The organism is Lacibacter luteus (genome assembly GCF_004118265.1).
GTDB classification, from domain to species: domain Bacteria; phylum Bacteroidota; class Bacteroidia; order Chitinophagales; family Chitinophagaceae; genus Lacibacter; species Lacibacter luteus.
Genome location: NZ_SDHW01000003.1, coordinates 173296 through 188952 on the forward strand (window position 1 = coordinate 173296; position 15657 = coordinate 188952).

16 protein-coding genes are annotated in these 15657 nt (G+C 40.2%); 8 read left to right on the plus strand and 8 right to left on the minus strand.

Annotation, left to right across the window (positions count from 1 at the left end; translation table 11 throughout):
• Positions 1–48: 48 nt before the first annotated feature.
• The 3 genes from porL to porN all read left to right on the plus strand — a co-directional run bounded on the left by porL (position 49) and on the right by porN (position 3521).
• A complete protein-coding gene (gene porL / locus ESA94_RS11835) occupies positions 49–798 on the plus strand; it encodes a type IX secretion system motor protein PorL/GldL (RefSeq protein WP_129131118.1) in 750 nt (249 codons plus the stop codon).
• 66 nt (positions 799–864) lie between these two features.
• The gene (gene porM, locus ESA94_RS11840) at positions 865–2388 is read left to right on the plus strand and encodes a type IX secretion system motor protein PorM/GldM (protein ID WP_240671042.1); all 1524 of its coding nucleotides are present in this window, start codon (positions 865–867) and stop codon (positions 2386–2388) included.
• 59 nt (positions 2389–2447) lie between these two features.
• Complete coding sequence (gene porN, locus ESA94_RS11845) at positions 2448–3521, plus strand: type IX secretion system ring subunit PorN/GldN (protein WP_129131119.1); 1074 nt, start codon at positions 2448–2450, stop codon at positions 3519–3521.
• Positions 3522–3779: 258 nt separating this feature from the next.
• Here the strand turns inward: porN and uvrC are convergent, their stop codons facing one another.
• From uvrC to gpmI, 7 genes are all read right to left on the minus strand, one after another.
• Positions 3780–5594, minus strand: a complete 1815-nt coding sequence (gene uvrC / locus ESA94_RS11850; RefSeq protein WP_129131120.1) for an excinuclease ABC subunit UvrC — start codon at positions 5592–5594, stop codon at positions 3780–3782.
• A 2-nt stretch (positions 5595–5596) separates the two neighbouring features.
• Complete coding sequence (locus ESA94_RS11855) at positions 5597–6166, minus strand: hypothetical protein (protein ID WP_129131121.1); 570 nt, start codon at positions 6164–6166, stop codon at positions 5597–5599.
• Between the two features lie 58 nt (positions 6167–6224).
• The gene (locus ESA94_RS11860; RefSeq protein ID WP_129131122.1) at positions 6225–7589 is read right to left on the minus strand and encodes a hypothetical protein; all 1365 of its coding nucleotides are present in this window, start codon (positions 7587–7589) and stop codon (positions 6225–6227) included.
• 32 nt (positions 7590–7621) lie between these two features.
• Positions 7622–8206, minus strand: a complete 585-nt coding sequence (locus ESA94_RS11865) for an RNA polymerase sigma factor (RefSeq protein WP_129131123.1) — start codon at positions 8204–8206, stop codon at positions 7622–7624.
• Between the two features lie 110 nt (positions 8207–8316).
• Complete coding sequence (locus ESA94_RS11870) at positions 8317–10590, minus strand: TonB-dependent receptor (RefSeq protein WP_129131124.1); 2274 nt, start codon at positions 10588–10590, stop codon at positions 8317–8319.
• 95 nt (positions 10591–10685) lie between these two features.
• Positions 10686–11138: a hypothetical protein gene (locus ESA94_RS11875; protein WP_129131125.1), complete on the minus strand. Its 453-nt coding sequence runs from the start codon at positions 11136–11138 to the stop codon at positions 10686–10688.
• A 46-nt stretch (positions 11139–11184) separates the two neighbouring features.
• Positions 11185–12702: a 2,3-bisphosphoglycerate-independent phosphoglycerate mutase gene (gpmI, locus tag ESA94_RS11880; protein WP_129131126.1), complete on the minus strand. Its 1518-nt coding sequence runs from the start codon at positions 12700–12702 to the stop codon at positions 11185–11187.
• 179 nt (positions 12703–12881) lie between these two features.
• Between gpmI and ESA94_RS11885 the strand changes: the two genes are divergently transcribed.
• The 4 genes from ESA94_RS11885 (at position 12882) to ESA94_RS11900 (ending at position 14869) form a co-directional block, all read left to right on the plus strand.
• On the plus strand, positions 12882–13262 hold the full coding sequence (locus tag ESA94_RS11885; RefSeq protein ID WP_164972724.1) for a DUF4783 domain-containing protein: 381 nt from the start codon (positions 12882–12884) through the stop codon (positions 13260–13262).
• An 87-nt stretch (positions 13263–13349) separates the two neighbouring features.
• Positions 13350–14210, plus strand: a complete 861-nt coding sequence (nadC, locus tag ESA94_RS11890) for a carboxylating nicotinate-nucleotide diphosphorylase (protein WP_129131128.1) — start codon at positions 13350–13352, stop codon at positions 14208–14210.
• A gap of 3 nt (positions 14211–14213) precedes the next feature.
• Complete coding sequence (locus tag ESA94_RS11895) at positions 14214–14558, plus strand: translation initiation factor (RefSeq protein ID WP_129131129.1); 345 nt, start codon at positions 14214–14216, stop codon at positions 14556–14558.
• 62 nt (positions 14559–14620) lie between these two features.
• Positions 14621–14869, plus strand: a complete 249-nt coding sequence (locus ESA94_RS11900; protein WP_129131130.1) for a hypothetical protein — start codon at positions 14621–14623, stop codon at positions 14867–14869.
• Here the strand turns inward: ESA94_RS11900 and ESA94_RS11905 are convergent.
• Positions 14859–15104 carry a (4Fe-4S)-binding protein gene (locus ESA94_RS11905; RefSeq protein ID WP_129131131.1) on the minus strand — a complete coding sequence of 82 codons (246 nt, stop codon included), beginning with the start codon at positions 15102–15104 and terminating at the stop codon, positions 14859–14861. The two genes, ESA94_RS11900 and ESA94_RS11905, sit on opposite strands and share 11 nt — an antisense overlap.
• 79 nt (positions 15105–15183) lie before the next feature.
• Between ESA94_RS11905 and apaG the strand changes: the two genes are divergently transcribed.
• A complete protein-coding gene (apaG, locus tag ESA94_RS11910) occupies positions 15184–15570 on the plus strand; it encodes a Co2+/Mg2+ efflux protein ApaG (RefSeq protein ID WP_129131132.1) in 387 nt (128 codons plus the stop codon).
• Positions 15571–15657 lie beyond the last annotated feature (87 nt).

Below are 15657 nucleotides of genomic sequence, written 5' to 3' on the forward strand. Positions count from 1 at the left end.
TTTTGAGCTAATCTCAAACCATCATTTACCTTTTTAAAACCAACTTTTATGGCAGTTTCTAGATCAACCGAAAAAATCACAAACATCATCGTATCAGCAGGTGCAGCCGTTGTAATCTTTGGCGCATGGGCAAAAATCTTACACCTTTCTTTTGCCGATATGATGCTTACAGTAGGACTTTTAACCGAGGCAGGCATTTTCGTTGTATATGCGTACTTAGCAACACAGGGCTATGGCTTACACGACGACGGTCATAAAGCAGCAGCTCCTGCAGGAACTCCTGCATTAGCATCTTTAGATAAAATGTTACACGAAGCAGATATTACACCTTCTAACCTGAAAAGCCTGGGCGAAAACTTCCAGAAACTGAACAGCACAGTTGGTGGTATTAAAGATGTAAGCGATGTAGTTGCTTCTACAGGCGAACTCAGCGCATCATCAAAAGAAGCTGCAAAAGTTTTAACCGGAATGAAAGATGCTTACCAACAGGCAGCATCAACTGTTTCTTCTTTCAACCTTGCTGCAGAAGGTACAAAAGCTTACCACGAGCAAGTACAGGTAATGACAAAAAATCTCGGTTCGTTAAACACGATTTATGAACTGGAATTACAGGATACCAATAACCATCTTAAGGCAATGAATAAATTCTACGGTAACCTTACACAGGCTTCTGAAGCAATGTTGGGTAGCGTAGATGATGCCAAAAAAGCGCAAGAGCAAATTGGCAACCTTGCTAAAAACCTCGGTACACTTAATAACATCTACGGAAATATGATCAACGCCATGCAAGGCCGTTAATAATGAATCAACAGACGAATTAATTACCAAAACTATTTCCTGATTTAAAACCAAAATCCGAAAAAGATGGCACTACCTAAAGAGCCCCGGCAGAAGATGATTAACCTGATGTATCTGGTGTTAACAGCATTGTTGGCACTCAACGTATCAGCCGAAATCATCAATGCATTTAAAGTTGTAGATAATAGCCTTTCCACTACCAACGCAGTTGTTGACCGTGCAACGGGAACAATTATGGAGTCGTTCAAACTGAAAATGCAGGATCCAACTTCTAGAGCAAAAGCAGAAGTTTGGATGCCTAAAGCGCAAACTGCTGTACAGCTTACAAAAGAAATGAGCGACTATATTGATCAGATCAAAATGAAAATAAAAGTTGAAGCAGGATATAATCCAAACGATCCTGAATCGACTTTTAAAGAAGATAATGTAGATATTGCTACCCGTATCATGGACAAGCAAGGCGAAGGCGAAAAGCTGCGTAAAAAACTGGAAGAATATAAAATCAAAATGCTTGCTATTGATCCTGAAGTAGGAAAAATGTTTGCAAGTAATTTGCCGGTAAATACCGAAATACCAAAATTGAAAAACAGCAGTATTAAAAATCCTTCATGGGCATACGCTTATTTTCACATGACGCCTACAGTAGCGGCATTAACAATGCTGAGCAAATTCCAGAACGACGTTAAAACAACCGAAAGCCGTTTGGTGAATGAGTTCCACAACCGTGTAGGCCAGGTAGTTGTACGTTTCGATGCGTTTGAACCAATTGTGGGTTCTAACACCACTTACCTTTTCCCGGGTCAGGAAATGGAAATTACTGCCGGTTTAGGAGCTTTTAGCAAAACAAAACTTCCTACTGTTTCTATTGCAGGTGCGCCAGTAACATTAAATGAAAAAGGCTTAGCTGTTAAGAAATTTAAAGTGGGCAGCACTAGCGGATCGGTGAAAGTAGTTGTAAACTATACCGACCAGGATGGTAATCCGCAAACAAAAGAATCTGAAATCAACTATACCGTTGGTACTGCAACAGGCGCTTTTGTAAGTGCTGAAAAAGTAAAAGTATTATACATTGGTTTAGATAACGAACTCGCTGTTAGCGGTGGTAATGTAGGCGATGAAAAAGTAAGCGTTAGCATCAACAACGGTACATTAGCTAAAATCGGCCCCGGCCGTTATGTTGCAAAACCTGCTTCGCCCGGTAAAGCAATCGTAACCGTAAATGCAGATGGTAGACCAAGCAGCTTCGAGTTCCGTGTTAAATCGGTTCCTGATCCTGTTGCGATGGTTGGTCCAAGTAAGGGTGGTCGTATGCAGTCAAACGTATTTAAAGCGCAGCAAGGTGTTCGTGCCGAATTGGAAAACTTTGTGTTTGAAGGAGTTCAGTATACTGTTACGGGATATGTTATCTACATGACAGGTGCAGGTTTCCCTGATCCGCAATTCCGTCAGGTAAGCGGTAATACATTCTCTGCTGTACAAGATCTCATTAATAAGGCAAAACCTGGCACAACGGTTACTTTGGATGAAGTACAGGTACAGGGTCCTGGAGGTCGCAGAAGAATCCCCGGTATATTCTTTAACCTTTATTAATTGTGCGTTTGCATATTATTTCAAAGAAAATTGCGTTTAAACAGAATAAAACGGACAAAATGAAAATGAAAAACCTGGGTATTGGATTGGTAGCGCTCTTACTGATTTCTTCAGTAGATGCTGTTGCTCAGACTCAGCCAAGAAAGAAAACAACCAAGAAGACGACAACTCAACCGTCTTCTGGTTATGGAAGTTCCGGCTACGGAGCACCTGCAAATACGCAGCAACAACCTACGCAGAACTCTGCTTATGGTAACAATAACCAACCGCAGCAATCCAATCAGCCGCAAGCCAATATTCCAATTGTTGTTGTCCCTAAATCAGGAAACAATTCTTTAGATACTGTTATCCCTTCTTTACGTAACGATGCGTCAATTGAACGTAACCTGATCAAGGACCGTCAGCCATTGGCATATGAGCACATTCGTGAGGATGATGCGGTTTACCGCCAGCGTGTGTGGAGAGAAATTGATACACGTGAAAAAATGAATCTTCCTTTCCGTTATTCGGCAGATGAAGACAACGGTAACCAGCGTTTCATTGCAATTATTTTAAAAGCAATCAGAGACAGAGAAATAACAGCATTTGATGCAAATGACGATCGTTTTACAACACCTCTTACTCCGGCTAAAGTAATGGAAGCATTTGCCGGTGGTGTTGATACTGTTCCGGTTTATGATATGCAGGGTAATATCGAACGTTACGAAGTACGTACACGTGAGTTTGATCCTGACAGTATTTACCAGTTCCGTATTAAAGAAGAATGGGTGTTCGATAAAGAATCGTCACGCATGTTTGTAAGAATCCTGGGTATTTGTCCTGTTAAACCTGTTTACACAACACAAGGTACGTTTGTAGGTATGTTCCCGATGTTCTGGGTTTATTATCCTGATGCACGTGGTGTTCTTTCACGCTACGAAGCATTTAATGGTAAAAACTTTGGTGCACGTATGACATGGGAAGAGTTGTTCGAGAACCGTATGTTCAGCAGCTATATTACCAAGTCAACAATGGATAATCCTTACGATCGTCGTTTGAAAGATTATATCAAAGATCCGATCCTTCGTTTACTTGAAGGTGAAAATATCAAAGAGAAAATCTTTAACTACGAACAAGATCTTTGGCCGTACTAATAATATCACTTTTAAAAAAGCCGTCTGAATAAGACGGCTTTTTTAATGCAGGAACCCCAGCAAAACTGACTTTCAATTTGTTGAAGTATGTATAATCAGTAGGTTGAAAAATAGATAAAAATAGGTGCAAAAATACTCGCATAAGGGTATTGCACTTTTCTCATGAGTTTGTATCTTTACCTCGGTTTTTCATAGGATATTGGATTTTAAAGACGGGGCTGGATTTCTATCCTGGCCCCATTTTTTTGCCCTTTTGATTCATTGCGCTTCTGTTTCTTCCAATGCCTTTTTTACGATCATTGCTTTGCTTTCGCCAATTACTTTACTCAACTCTTCAACAGATGCTTTACGGATATTGTTAACCGATTTAAACGCTTTTAAAAGCATTGTAATTGTTGCTTCTCCAACTCCCTTAATACTGTCGAGTTCAGTTTTAAACGTGCCCTTACTTCTTTTGGCACGGTGAAAAGTAATGCCAAAACGATGTACTTCATCACGTATGCTGCGGATAAGACGTAAGCTCTCACTGTTATAATCAAGTTTAAGCGATTGCTGATCGCCGGTAAAGAAAATTTCTTCTACGTTTTTTGCAAGTCCAACAACCGTCATTTTACTTTCCAGCTGTAATGCTTTAATACTTTCCATTGCAGATGATAGTTGCCCCTTACCACCATCGATAATTACAAGCTGAGGAAGAGCTTCACCTTCTTCAACCAAACGTTTATAACGGCGCATCACAACTTCTTTCATTGAAGCGAAGTCGTTAATACCTTCAACTGTCTTAATATTAAACTTGCGGTAATCGTTCTTACTCGGCTCTCCGTTTTTAAAACAGACCATTGCTGAAACGGGGTAAGAGCCCTGGAAGTTCGAGTTGTCGAAACACTCGATATGCACCGGCAATTGCGGAAGATGAAGATCTTTTTGCAGCTGCTCAATAATGCGCAGATTGTTTTCTTTTTTTCGATCAGTTAACTGCAGTGCTTTTTTACGTTTGTATTCTTCAAAGAAAATAGCTGCATTTTTTTGGGAGAGTTCCAACAATTTTTTCTTTTCACCAGCCTTTGGTACAGTTATTTTTAATTGTTCATCGAGCAACTCGATTTCTACTGGCAAGATCAATTCGGGCGAAAAACTCTCGAACCTGTTCCGGATATAACTCACAGCAAACTCGAGGATCTCTTTTTCGTTTTCACCGAGTCTGCTTTGCAGTTGAAGATTTTCTGTTTGGATGATGCTGCCGTTCTGCACCATCATATAATTGAGAAAAGCTTTTTCTTCGTGTATAACCAATGATATTACATCTGCATCGCCAAGCTTTGGATTAACTACTGTTGATGTAGCACGGTAGCTTTCGAGGTGTTCAATTTTTTTCCGGTTGATCTCTGCTTTTTCAAAATTCATATCGGCTGCAAACTGTTTCATTTCTTCTTTGAGATGACGGATAACAGGCGACAGGTTTCCTTTGAGGATATTCTTTACCTGTTCGAGGTTTTCTCCATAATCTGCTTCTGTTTGTAATCGCTCACAAGGTCCTTTACAGTTGCCTAAATGATATTCCAGGCAAACCTTATACTTGCCCTTTTTCAATTGTGATTCTGCAAGGTTTAGTTTACAGTTACGGATGGGGATGTGCTGACGAATAAAATCAATCAGGTCTCTCACCTTCGCAACCGATGTAAACGGACCTAAATAAGTTGAACCATCTGCAATTTTCTTTCGGGTAAGAAAAACACGGGGAAAGGGTTCGTTTTTAATAACGATAAAAGGATAACTCTTATCATCTTTCAGATCAATATTAAAAACAGGTTGAAACTGTTTAATGAGTGAGTTCTCTAAAAAGAAAGCATCCTGTTCTGAATTAACAACTGTAAACTCAATACTGTTAATGCGACGAACAAGCTCCTGTGTTTTGTACGACTGAAGTGTTTTTGTAAAGTAAGATGAAACACGCTTTCGCAGGTGCTTGGCTTTTCCTACGTACAGTAGCTTTTTATCTGCATCGTAGTACTTGTAAATTCCCGGTTGAGCAGGAATGCCCGGCAATACTTTTTTTAATTCAGCTTCGGTCATAATCAGTTTTCTTCACGTTCATCCCAGATCACCTTTTCGGTAATTGTTTTTTCCGGCTGATCCTTTTTTGCTTTAGAAGTAATAAGCACTAAACTTTTATTATGCTTCCACAGTAACTGCTGAACAATAGATGAGTCGCCTTTCTCTTCGTGTCTTACGAGGTATAATTGTGTAATCGTTTCTTTTTCGGGATTTACATAAATATCAACACGTGTTACAGGAATATCTTCATCTGTTGCTTCGTAGTTAAGTGTGAGTGATTCTATTGTTTCGTCGGCAAACGTTACTTCTTTGAAATATTCCTCAAAGTTTTTCTTTTCTATTTCTTTTACCAGGAACGGCTGCAGTATTGCTCTAACCTGTTCTTTTGTAATAAACTGAGAATCGGTGTAAATGCTGTCTTGCTGTACAACTTTTAAAAATGCAAAAGGAACTGTATCAATATATTTCAGCTGCCCTTTTAAGTAAGAAGAAACATCAACATAATCTCTTGGTTCTTTTGGCTTGCGTTTACAACTTCCTAAAAGCGATAATGCAGTAATGGTTACAGCAATGAATAATAAATGCTTCATGCTGTAAAAATATCGAAAACTACTGTGAATAGTAAAGGCTGTAAACTTCCTGTATTGCCTAGCGTAGTGTTTTAACAAGGCCTATCCTGAAGCCATAATCAACCAGGTGTTCCTTGATTGGGTAATCGCCTCTGGTATTAGAGAAGAGCTGGTACCGGAGTTGAGGACCTGCCTGCAATTGAATGTCGTTCATATTCCAACGAAAGAATGTTTCGATGGATGAGTTTAAGTTAAGGTTACTCAGTAAATCGGGAGCTTTTACGTATTTCTTCAGATCGTTGGTAAGAAAGTATCCCGAAGCAGAAAGTAAATAAGTAGGCTGAACATTTGCAGCCATATGGAACTGCAGGTTACGTTTGCCGGCCAATTTAAATTCAAAGCCAACAGGTATTGCTAATTGGAAGGTTTCGTTTTTAACAACGCTTAAACTGCCCGAATCGGCTCTTAAAGCAGAAATACGCTGTACTGTTCCTGATGAACCAAAAGAAATCGTTGCAACCTGTGGACTTGATCTGAACACTTCAACATTATAGCGTGTATAATTTAACTGTAACCCTGTGCGGAAACGTACATTTTTTGATGCTGGGAAAAGTATAGCCGCACCTGCTTCCATACCAATGGAAGGCGTATGCCTGGCAACATTTTCCGGGTTTTGATTTTGCAGGTTGCCAAACGTTAAACGGTTATCGCTATAAAGAACCCTGTAGCTTGCGCTGGAGGTAAGATAAAACTGGATCTGTTTTTTTAGTGGCTGTTTTACAATAACAGGAACATTTACCTCGTAGTTAAGTTCTGCATCAGTTAATGTAGAAGCAGCGGCGGGTTCAGTTATAGTTGTATGCGATGGTTCTGCAGGTGCAGCAATCAATTCAGGTAATGCTGATTTTACCTGCGGAATGCGTTGTGCAGGATCAACAGACATTAACCTGCTGTCTGCAGAAATTTTTTCAAGCAAAACTGTATTTTCCGGTTCTTCATTTTTTACTACAGGAGCTGTAACCTGCGCTACATTTATTTCTGCAATCGATTCTGTTAACGATTCATCAACTGATGCTGTTACAGTGTGCTCGTCGTCTTTAATTATGACCTCTGCAGATTTTTTATTGTTGTTTTTGTGTATGGAAATAACAGGAGTTTCGTTTGCCGCAACATTTTCGTCTGCATCTGTATCAATAAACTGTTGTCCGGCATTTGAACTGAAGAGTTCGGTATTGCTCAACTCATCATCACCCGTAGAAATTGCAATACCAAGAAGAAGTAAAGTGCTTAAACCAAAAGATTTGAAATTGAATGTGCGGTTACGGCGACGGATCTGTTTTTGAATATGCTCCCACGATTGCTGGGATGGGTACATACGATACTCATCGGCCTTTTCCTTAAGCGATCCTTCAAATGATTCATCCCTGTACATAAAGCGCTCCATAATCAGTTTTTGGTTTGGTTGTACGGACAATGTTAAAACCGAACATGGGCTGCTGCAACCCATTCATCCTGTCTCTGTGGCCGGATAATAATTTTCTTTTGAACTAAAATCTGCTCCAGCATGGCCTTGGCTCTTGTGTATTGCGAGCGGCTTGTACTTTCTTCAATATCCAGCATTTGTGCAATTTCACGATGCGTGTAACCGTCAATCGCAAAAAGGTTCAATACCGTTCGGTAACCAATAGGCAGCATACGAATACATTCTACAACCTGTTTGGCCTGGATAATTGAAGGAACACTATCTTCTCTTACCTGTATGGTATGGGCTTGAGAAATGTCCACACTGTCGTTAAACTTCTTGTGTTTTTTAAGATGATTAATACAGGTGTGTACGATAATGCGCCTGATCCAACCTTCAAAAGAGCCTTTGCTTTGAAACTGATGAATTTGTGTAAACACCCTGATGAAACCTTCCTGCAGCATGTCTTCTGCATCTTCCCTGTTGCGGGCAAAACGATAACAAACAGCCAACATTTTAGGGCTGTATTTGCTATACAACTCTTGCTGTGCGGCGGGCTGATTTTTAAGACATCCCAGTAAGATTGCTTCCTCAGTCATTTACAGATGGGTTTGCAACCCTGAATTTAGACAAATTAGTTGAAAATACTGCTGCTTTCCTGTCAAAAAAAAAGCAGGAAAGCAGCAGTATTTAAATGGAGAAAAAGGGACTAGAATTCTACCCTTGCAGCTATAATAAAGTTTCTGCCGGGAGCCGAAAAGCCCGAAGCAAAATAGCGGTAGTTGCGATCGAAGATGTTTTCAACAGTAAACTGTAAGGTAACAGGTTTAAAACTGTAAGAAGTGCGCAGGTTAAATGTTGCCCAACCCGGCATTCCATCAGCTGTTGCGTATTGTGCATTGTCCTCACCGTCTGCATTGTAGTCGTCCAGTTTTTTCCAGCCATTGTAAAGTGCAAATGCTTCGGCAAAAAAGTTTTTGTTCTGATAACTGATACTTGTTTTACCAAATGCAGGAGGTATATGATCGAGTGGTTTGGAAGAAACCTTTTTGCTCACTAACGCATACGTTCCATTTGCTTGTTTTTCGTAAACAGATGAATTTTTTGTTGCATCGGTTTGAAAACGTCCTTCGGTGAAATTGATTTGGCTGCTGAACGTGAAATGTGTTGCAAAGTTGGCATACACAGCGCCCGATACACCAAACAGGTAAGCTTTGTTTGCATTGGTATTTGCTAACACCTGGCTTAATACACCGTTATACACAATAGAATCCTGTCCGTTTAAACGATAAGGGGCTTTTACCAACGCATTGCGGAACCAGGTATAGAATGCAGTAGCTTCAATACGGATAAGCTTGCCAATGTTTTGACTGATGCCGAGATCGATGTTATACGTTCTCTCCGGTTTTATGTTCGCATTTGGTACAACCACCTGGCGGGCTGCTGTGCTCGATTCGAAGATTTTTGCAAGATCATCAACGTTTGGTGCACGAAAACCACTTGCCAAATTGACGCTTAGTTTTGTACCTGCTGCAGGTAAATAAACTAACCCAACATTACCTGTAACAGTTGTGTTGTTCTGCTCAATTTCTGTAAACGGAAGATTCAGAAATGAGTTATCGGTAATGGTTGATTGCAGACGTATGGTTTGTAAACGCAAGCCATCATTCAGCACAAGCTTTTTGTTTTTGAATTTGTACACGTGCTGTGCAAATAAGCCTGCGTTAAGTTGGCTGTTCTTACCATTTGGATAACGTGTATCGAGCTTGGTTGATGCGCCTGTGTTGATGTTTACCCGTGAGGCTGTTGATTTAAGTGTGTTGTATTGCCCATCAATTCCAACTGTAAGTTCATTGCCACCCCAGATCTTACGTGTATCTAAAACAAAGCCTGCTACCTTTACTTTTTCAACTCTTCCGTCTAAACGATCATAACGGCGATAGTCACGTGTGTAGCGGCTTTCTTCAATATCCTGGTAATTGAGGTTGAGGTTAATATTATCGAACCAACCAGCTTTCGCAATGCTCAATTCATAAGCCGTAAGCAAACGTTCCTGCGGGCCATAATACCATTCTGCATAACGTAAAGTGCCATTACGTTTATCCTGTAAACGATCATAGCGGGGAACATTTGTTGTGTTTGAATACTGAACATTCAGTGTATGCGAAACGTTCTCCGATTGTTTGAACAACAACTTCTGCAACATATCCCATTGTTTATATCCCGAGAATTTCTGTACCTGCGGATCTGGATTTTTTACAACAGTATCGATGCCATTAATGCGTGTCATAAACGAATCTCTTCTGCCAAAGGTTGGATAATCGGAAGGATAGTTTTTGCCCATGCGCATATCGCCAAAATCGCTGTAAGTGTACGATTGCAGCCATGCAAATTTTTTCCATCCGAGATTGATGTCTTCATGCACAGTTTTTTCGTTGTTGGCAGAACTGTAGCGTGCAAAACCCGATCCTTTTACAAGTGTGTTACTGTTGCTTGATAAAACAGGATCTTTTGTACGGAAATGAACTACACCACCCAATGCATCGCTGCCGTAGATAGTTGATGCAGGCCCGTACAATACTTCCATACTGCTTAACATGTTCTGATCAACAGTAATGGCATTCTGCAAATGCCCTGCACGATATATAAGGTTGTTCATACGAACACCATCGACAACCAGCAATACACGGCTTGCTTCAAAACCACGTATAACCGGGCTGCTGCCGCCTTGTTGACTTTTTTGTACAAATACATTACCTGTATTGATCAGCAGGTCGCCTGTGTTCTGTGCATTAACACGGCTGATGTATTTTGAACTGATCACATCAATACGTTGTGAAACGTTTAATTTTTTTTCGGGAAACTTGCTTGCACTGATCACTACTTCCGATAATTCTTTTGAAGCGCTATCGCTTACTGTTTCCTGCGCATTTGCCCATAAGCCGGCAACACTTGCCAGGAAAGCAATTGTAATTTTTCTCATTCGTTTGGTTTGATGAATATAAATACCAATACCTGTCAACAAGATGTTTAAGCATCAGTTGCAGATATCATTTTTTAAAAACAGACTACATGTATTTATACAAACCGGGGAGGAGGTTTCAGAAAACCGATATAAGGGTTATAATAACGGCTCTTATGAAATGAAGGATAGCTCTTTTTAATAACACTTATTTGAGGTTGGGGAGAGAGGTAATCCGGAGTTACATCTGCAAGCGAGAACAGTTTAATGCAATAACGTGCTTGTTTTGATTGTTCCTGCGAATGTGTTGCAGCAAGTTTTTTCAGTTCTTTTTCTTTTGCATCGTACAGGCCGGTAAGTACAAGCATATCGCCTTCCTGCTTTATGCATTTTACATCAAACATCTCCGTACCAACTACGCATTCTTTGCCGGGCTTTACCCATTGTATTGAACTTGCTTTTATACGAATGCTTACGAGTTCTTCCTTCTCCAGTTTCTCCAGCATTTCGTGTTGAACATGCAGCTGTTTTATCTGCAGATAAACCGGTATTACTACCGGAATCAGCATACAAACAAATAAAACAGCTGCAGTTATGGTTCTTAGTACATACATTTTAGGAGATCAATACATCACCAGTCATTTCAGCCGGAACGGGCAAGCCCATCATGGCTAAAATAGTAGGTGCAATATCTCCTAATTTGCCCGGTTTTACTGTTCCTTTCCATGAGCGGTCGATAACAAACAACGGAACAAGATTTAATGTATGAGCAGTATTAGGAGTTCCATCTTCGTTAATAAGATAATCGGCATTGCCATGATCGGCTGTAAGAAAAACAGTATAGCCATGATCTAATGCTGCGGTAACAACACGCTTCACACAAGCATCTACAGTTTCAACTGCTTTAACCGCTGCACTAAAAACACCAGTATGGCCAACCATGTCTGCATTGGCATAATTCAAACAAATAAAGTCTGCTGTTTCGTCCTGTATTTCGGGCACAATAGCATCTGTAACTTCTACAGCACTCATCTCCGGTTGCAGATCGTAAGTAGCTACTTTTGGTGAAGGGATCATAATTCGTTTTTCACCTTCAAATGGTTTTTCTCTGCCGCCGCTGAAGAAGAAACTTACATGCGGATATTTCTCCGTTTCAGCAATACGTATTTGTGTACGGCTGTGTTCTTCCAAAACTTCGCCTAATGTTTTTGTAAGATTGTCTGTAGCAAAAATAACGTTTACATGCTTGTATGTTTTGTCATACTCCGTCATAGTGGTGTAATGAAGGTTGAGTTTCTTCATACCAAAGTCCGGCATATCCTGTTGCGTTAACACCTGTGTTATTTCACGGCAACGATCGGTACGGAAGTTGAAACAAATCACTGCATCACCATCTTCAATTTTTGTATTCTCAACTTTTGTATTGATGATCGGTTTCAGAAACTCATCGGTTACTTCGTTAGCGTACGAAGTTTCAACTGCTTTCAATACATCATCTGTTTGTTCGCCCACAGCATTTACCAATGCATCGTAAGCCAGCTTTACACGCTCCCAACGTTTATCCCGGTCCATTGCATAATAACGCCCCGTAACGGTTGCAATGGCACCAACTGTTTTATCGAGGTGTTGTTGTACGTCGGTTAAATATCCTAATCCGCTTTTAGGGTCTGTATCACGGCCATCGGTAAACGCATGTACCAATACGTTGCTGAAACCTTTCTCTTTGCAAAGCGTAGTAATAGCTTTTAAATGACTGGTGTGTGAGTGTACACCACCATCGCTTACCAAACCAATGATGTGTAATGTTTTATTGTTGCTGATGGCATAATCAATACTGTTATTTAATGCCTTGCTCGCTGAAAATTCGCCGCTACGTACAGCTACATGAATACGCTGTAATTCCTGGTACACAATGCGGCCTGCACCAAGGTTTAAGTGTCCAACTTCACTGTTACCCATTTGTCCATCGGGTAAACCAACTGCTTCACCACAAGTAATAAGGGTTGTGTTTGGGTACTGGCTGTAAAGACTACTAACGAATGGTACATTGGCGTTTTGGATGGCGTCGGCGGTGGGTACTTGTCCGAGTCCCCATCCATCCATTATTACGAGAATTGCTTTTTTCTTTGTCATACCGCCAAAATTACTTTATTTGGGTCAAAATCATTTGATTAGAAAAGCTGACAACTAACAGCCAACTTTATGCGTCTGAATAGTTGGTTTGTGGCATGTTTTTCGTACTCATTGCATGCAGACGTGACCGTAAATCCGGGTCGCATGCAGAAAACTTAATTAAACAGGAACGTATGAAAATGAAACATTTTTTACACTCGATGTTTTTGATGTTGTTGGTAACGGCCTTGGTTGCTTTTACCCAAAAAGACGATATTGTTGCTGCGCTTAAAACAGGAAGCGTAGAAAAAATGTCGAAGCACTTTGATAACATGGTTGATGTTACATTGCCCGGCAAAAGCAACTCTTTCAGTAAAGGACAGGCAGAGTTAGTGATTAAAGATTTCTTCACGTTAAATAAAGTAAAGGGATTTGAGTTACAGCATTCCGGAAGTAACTCTTCTTCTAACTTTATCATCGGTACATTAGTAACCAGCGGCGGCACTTACCGAACAACGGTTTATATGCGTACCAAAGGCGATAAAAATCTCATTCAGGGAGTAGAATTCGAACAAAAATAAAAGAGAACATAAATATGAGGAGGCCCACTGTTTCAGAACAGCGGGCCTTTTACATTTTAGTGCTCACTATTCCTTTAGTTTTGTAACATGGTAGCCAATTACAACGAACTGTTACAGGAACTTATTTCTTCGGCATTAAAAGAAGATATTGGCGAAGGCGATCATTCAACACTCAGTTGTATATCGGCCGATGCAAAGGGGAAAGCTGTTTTAAAAATTAAGGAAGCAGGAGTGTTGGCAGGTATGAAGTTGGCAGAAGCCGTTTTTCGTCATCGCCAGCCCGATATTGTTTTTCATGCGCATAAACATGATGGTGATGCGATGCAGCCCGGCGAAATTGCTTTTGATGTAGAAGCATCTGTACATACCATTTTACAATGCGAACGGTTGGTGTTGAATTGTATGCAACGCATGAGCGGTATTGCTACCCTTACACGTACCTATGCAGAAAAGCTGAAAGGCTATAAAACACGTATTCTCGATACACGGAAAACAACACCCAATTTTCGTTTGCTGGAAAAAGATGCTGTGGCTATTGGTGGAGGGTACAATCATCGTTTTGCTTTGTACGATATGATTATGCTGAAGGATAATCATATCGATTACTGCGGTGGTATTGAAGCCGCTGTTGAAAAAGCATACAACTATGTACAAACAGTAAAACCCGGTTTAAAAATTGAAGTTGAAACCCGCAACATCGACGATGTAAAGCGTGTGCTTGCAACAGGCAAAGCTAACCGCATAATGCTCGATAACTTTACTCCCGAGTTGATAAAAGAAGCGGTAGCGTTAATAGGCGAACAGGCCGAAACAGAAGCAAGCGGAGGAATTAATCTCAACAATATTGAAACCTATGCGGCAACAGGTGTAGATTTTATTAGTGTAGGCGCATTAATACACCAGGCACGCAGTTTGGATTTAAGTTTAAAAGCAGTTATAAACAATTAAACGATGAGTAAGAAAAATAAACCGGATAACAGGGGCTTTGTGTTTAGCACCGATCCGAACTTTCGTTTTGAAGAAGAGCGTGAAGAACAGGAAACCTTACCGCCGGCACAGCAAAATTTACGGGTGAAACTGGAAACCAAACATCGTGCTGGTAAAACGGTTACATTGGTAGATGGTTTTGCAGGTACAGATGAAGATGCAGAGAAGCTGGGCAAACAGCTAAAGAATTTGTGTGGCACAGGAGGTTCGGTAAAAGACGGCGAAATAATTGTGCAGGGCGATCATAGGGAAAAAGTGCTGCAGTTTCTTTTGAAGAACGGTTACAGTAAAACGAAAAAAGCAGGGTAAGTCTTTTTTTGTTTTAATTACCTTTACAATCATTCAAAGCTATAAAAACCAACTGACCCGTGATGTCTATTATTCTTCTTGGAGCATATACTGCAAGACTTGAACTGTTTAAATTCTTTTTCTTTTTCTCCTTTGGTATGCTAATCTGGAGTTGCTATTTGTTTTACGAAAGTTCGGGTTCGAACAGTCGCAAAAAGAAGAAAAAAAGAGCAGTCATCTTAATGGTTCTTTCTTCAGTAATTGTTGCAGGAATGTCGGTTATATGGTTCCTGAGTAAAACCAATATTGGAGAATACTGGTTCAGGAAATAGAGTTGTGTGAAGCACCTTCTTCATTCATAAAATAGCTGAGCGCACCACTCGGGCATTTTTTTACCTGTTCAATAATAGCATTGGTTGCTGCGGCATTTGCGTTGATCCAGGGCCGTTTGCCGGGGTTAAACACAGTGTTCAAACCTTTCCAGCAAAGTTTGGAATGTTTACAAAGTTCAGGTTGCCATACTATGGTTACTTCGCCGTTTGAATAATGATGTATTTTTTGTGACATAAGCAGTGAGTTTTAACCGTTCTTCAACCAAGTGAACGTATTTTATAAAATTCGATTATTTTTATATCAAATAAATAAAGTGGTATTTCAAATTTCAGAAGGAGTAAAGGTAAGTGTAGAAACCTACTACCAGCCGGATTACAGTAACCCGGTTGCTTCTGAATTTATGTTTGCCTACCGTATTACCATCGAAAACAACAACACATTTGCGGTTAAACTTTTACAACGGCACTGGAATATTTTCGACAGCAATGGATCGTATAAAGAAATTGATGGTGATGGGGTAGTGGGTGTACAACCCGTTATTCTTCCGGGCGATCAGTACCAATATGTAAGCGGCTGTAACCTTAAAACCGAAATGGGAAAAATGCAGGGCAGCTATACCATGGAAAATATACACACAAAAAAGGAATTTGATGTACGGATTCCGATGTTTGAAATGATTGCACCATTTAAAGTCAATTAAACTTCTGTAAAGCTTTGTTACGATAGCCCTTAAAAAGGAGATAGCTGGGTAATTAAGGTTATCTTCACGCACTGTCATTGTCGTTTC

Coding starts and splice junctions, on each gene's coding strand:
- porM (WP_240671042.1), top strand. CDS start 865: ATGGCACTACCTAAAGAGCCCCGGCAGAAGATGATTAACCTGATGTAT.
- ESA94_RS11870 (WP_129131124.1), bottom strand. CDS start 10,590: ATGAGAAAAATTACAATTGCTTTCCTGGCAAGTGTTGCCGGCTTATGG.
- ESA94_RS11865 (WP_129131123.1), bottom strand. CDS start 8,206: ATGACTGAGGAAGCAATCTTACTGGGATGTCTTAAAAATCAGCCCGCC.
- porL (WP_129131118.1), top strand. CDS start 49: ATGGCAGTTTCTAGATCAACCGAAAAAATCACAAACATCATCGTATCA.
- ESA94_RS11895 (WP_129131129.1), top strand. CDS start 14,214: ATGAGTAAGAAAAATAAACCGGATAACAGGGGCTTTGTGTTTAGCACC.
- porN (WP_129131119.1), top strand. CDS start 2,448: ATGAAAATGAAAAACCTGGGTATTGGATTGGTAGCGCTCTTACTGATT.
- ESA94_RS11860 (WP_129131122.1), bottom strand. CDS start 7,589: ATGGAGCGCTTTATGTACAGGGATGAATCATTTGAAGGATCGCTTAAG.
- ESA94_RS11875 (WP_129131125.1), bottom strand. CDS start 11,138: ATGCTGATTCCGGTAGTAATACCGGTTTATCTGCAGATAAAACAGCTG.
- ESA94_RS11885 (WP_164972724.1), top strand. CDS start 12,882: ATGAAACATTTTTTACACTCGATGTTTTTGATGTTGTTGGTAACGGCC.
- nadC (WP_129131128.1), top strand. CDS start 13,350: ATGGTAGCCAATTACAACGAACTGTTACAGGAACTTATTTCTTCGGCA.
- ESA94_RS11905 (WP_129131131.1), bottom strand. CDS start 15,104: ATGTCACAAAAAATACATCATTATTCAAACGGCGAAGTAACCATAGTA.
- uvrC (WP_129131120.1), bottom strand. CDS start 5,594: ATGACCGAAGCTGAATTAAAAAAAGTATTGCCGGGCATTCCTGCTCAA.
- gpmI (WP_129131126.1), bottom strand. CDS start 12,702: ATGACAAAGAAAAAAGCAATTCTCGTAATAATGGATGGATGGGGACTC.
- ESA94_RS11900 (WP_129131130.1), top strand. CDS start 14,621: ATGTCTATTATTCTTCTTGGAGCATATACTGCAAGACTTGAACTGTTT.
- ESA94_RS11855 (WP_129131121.1), bottom strand. CDS start 6,166: ATGAAGCATTTATTATTCATTGCTGTAACCATTACTGCATTATCGCTT.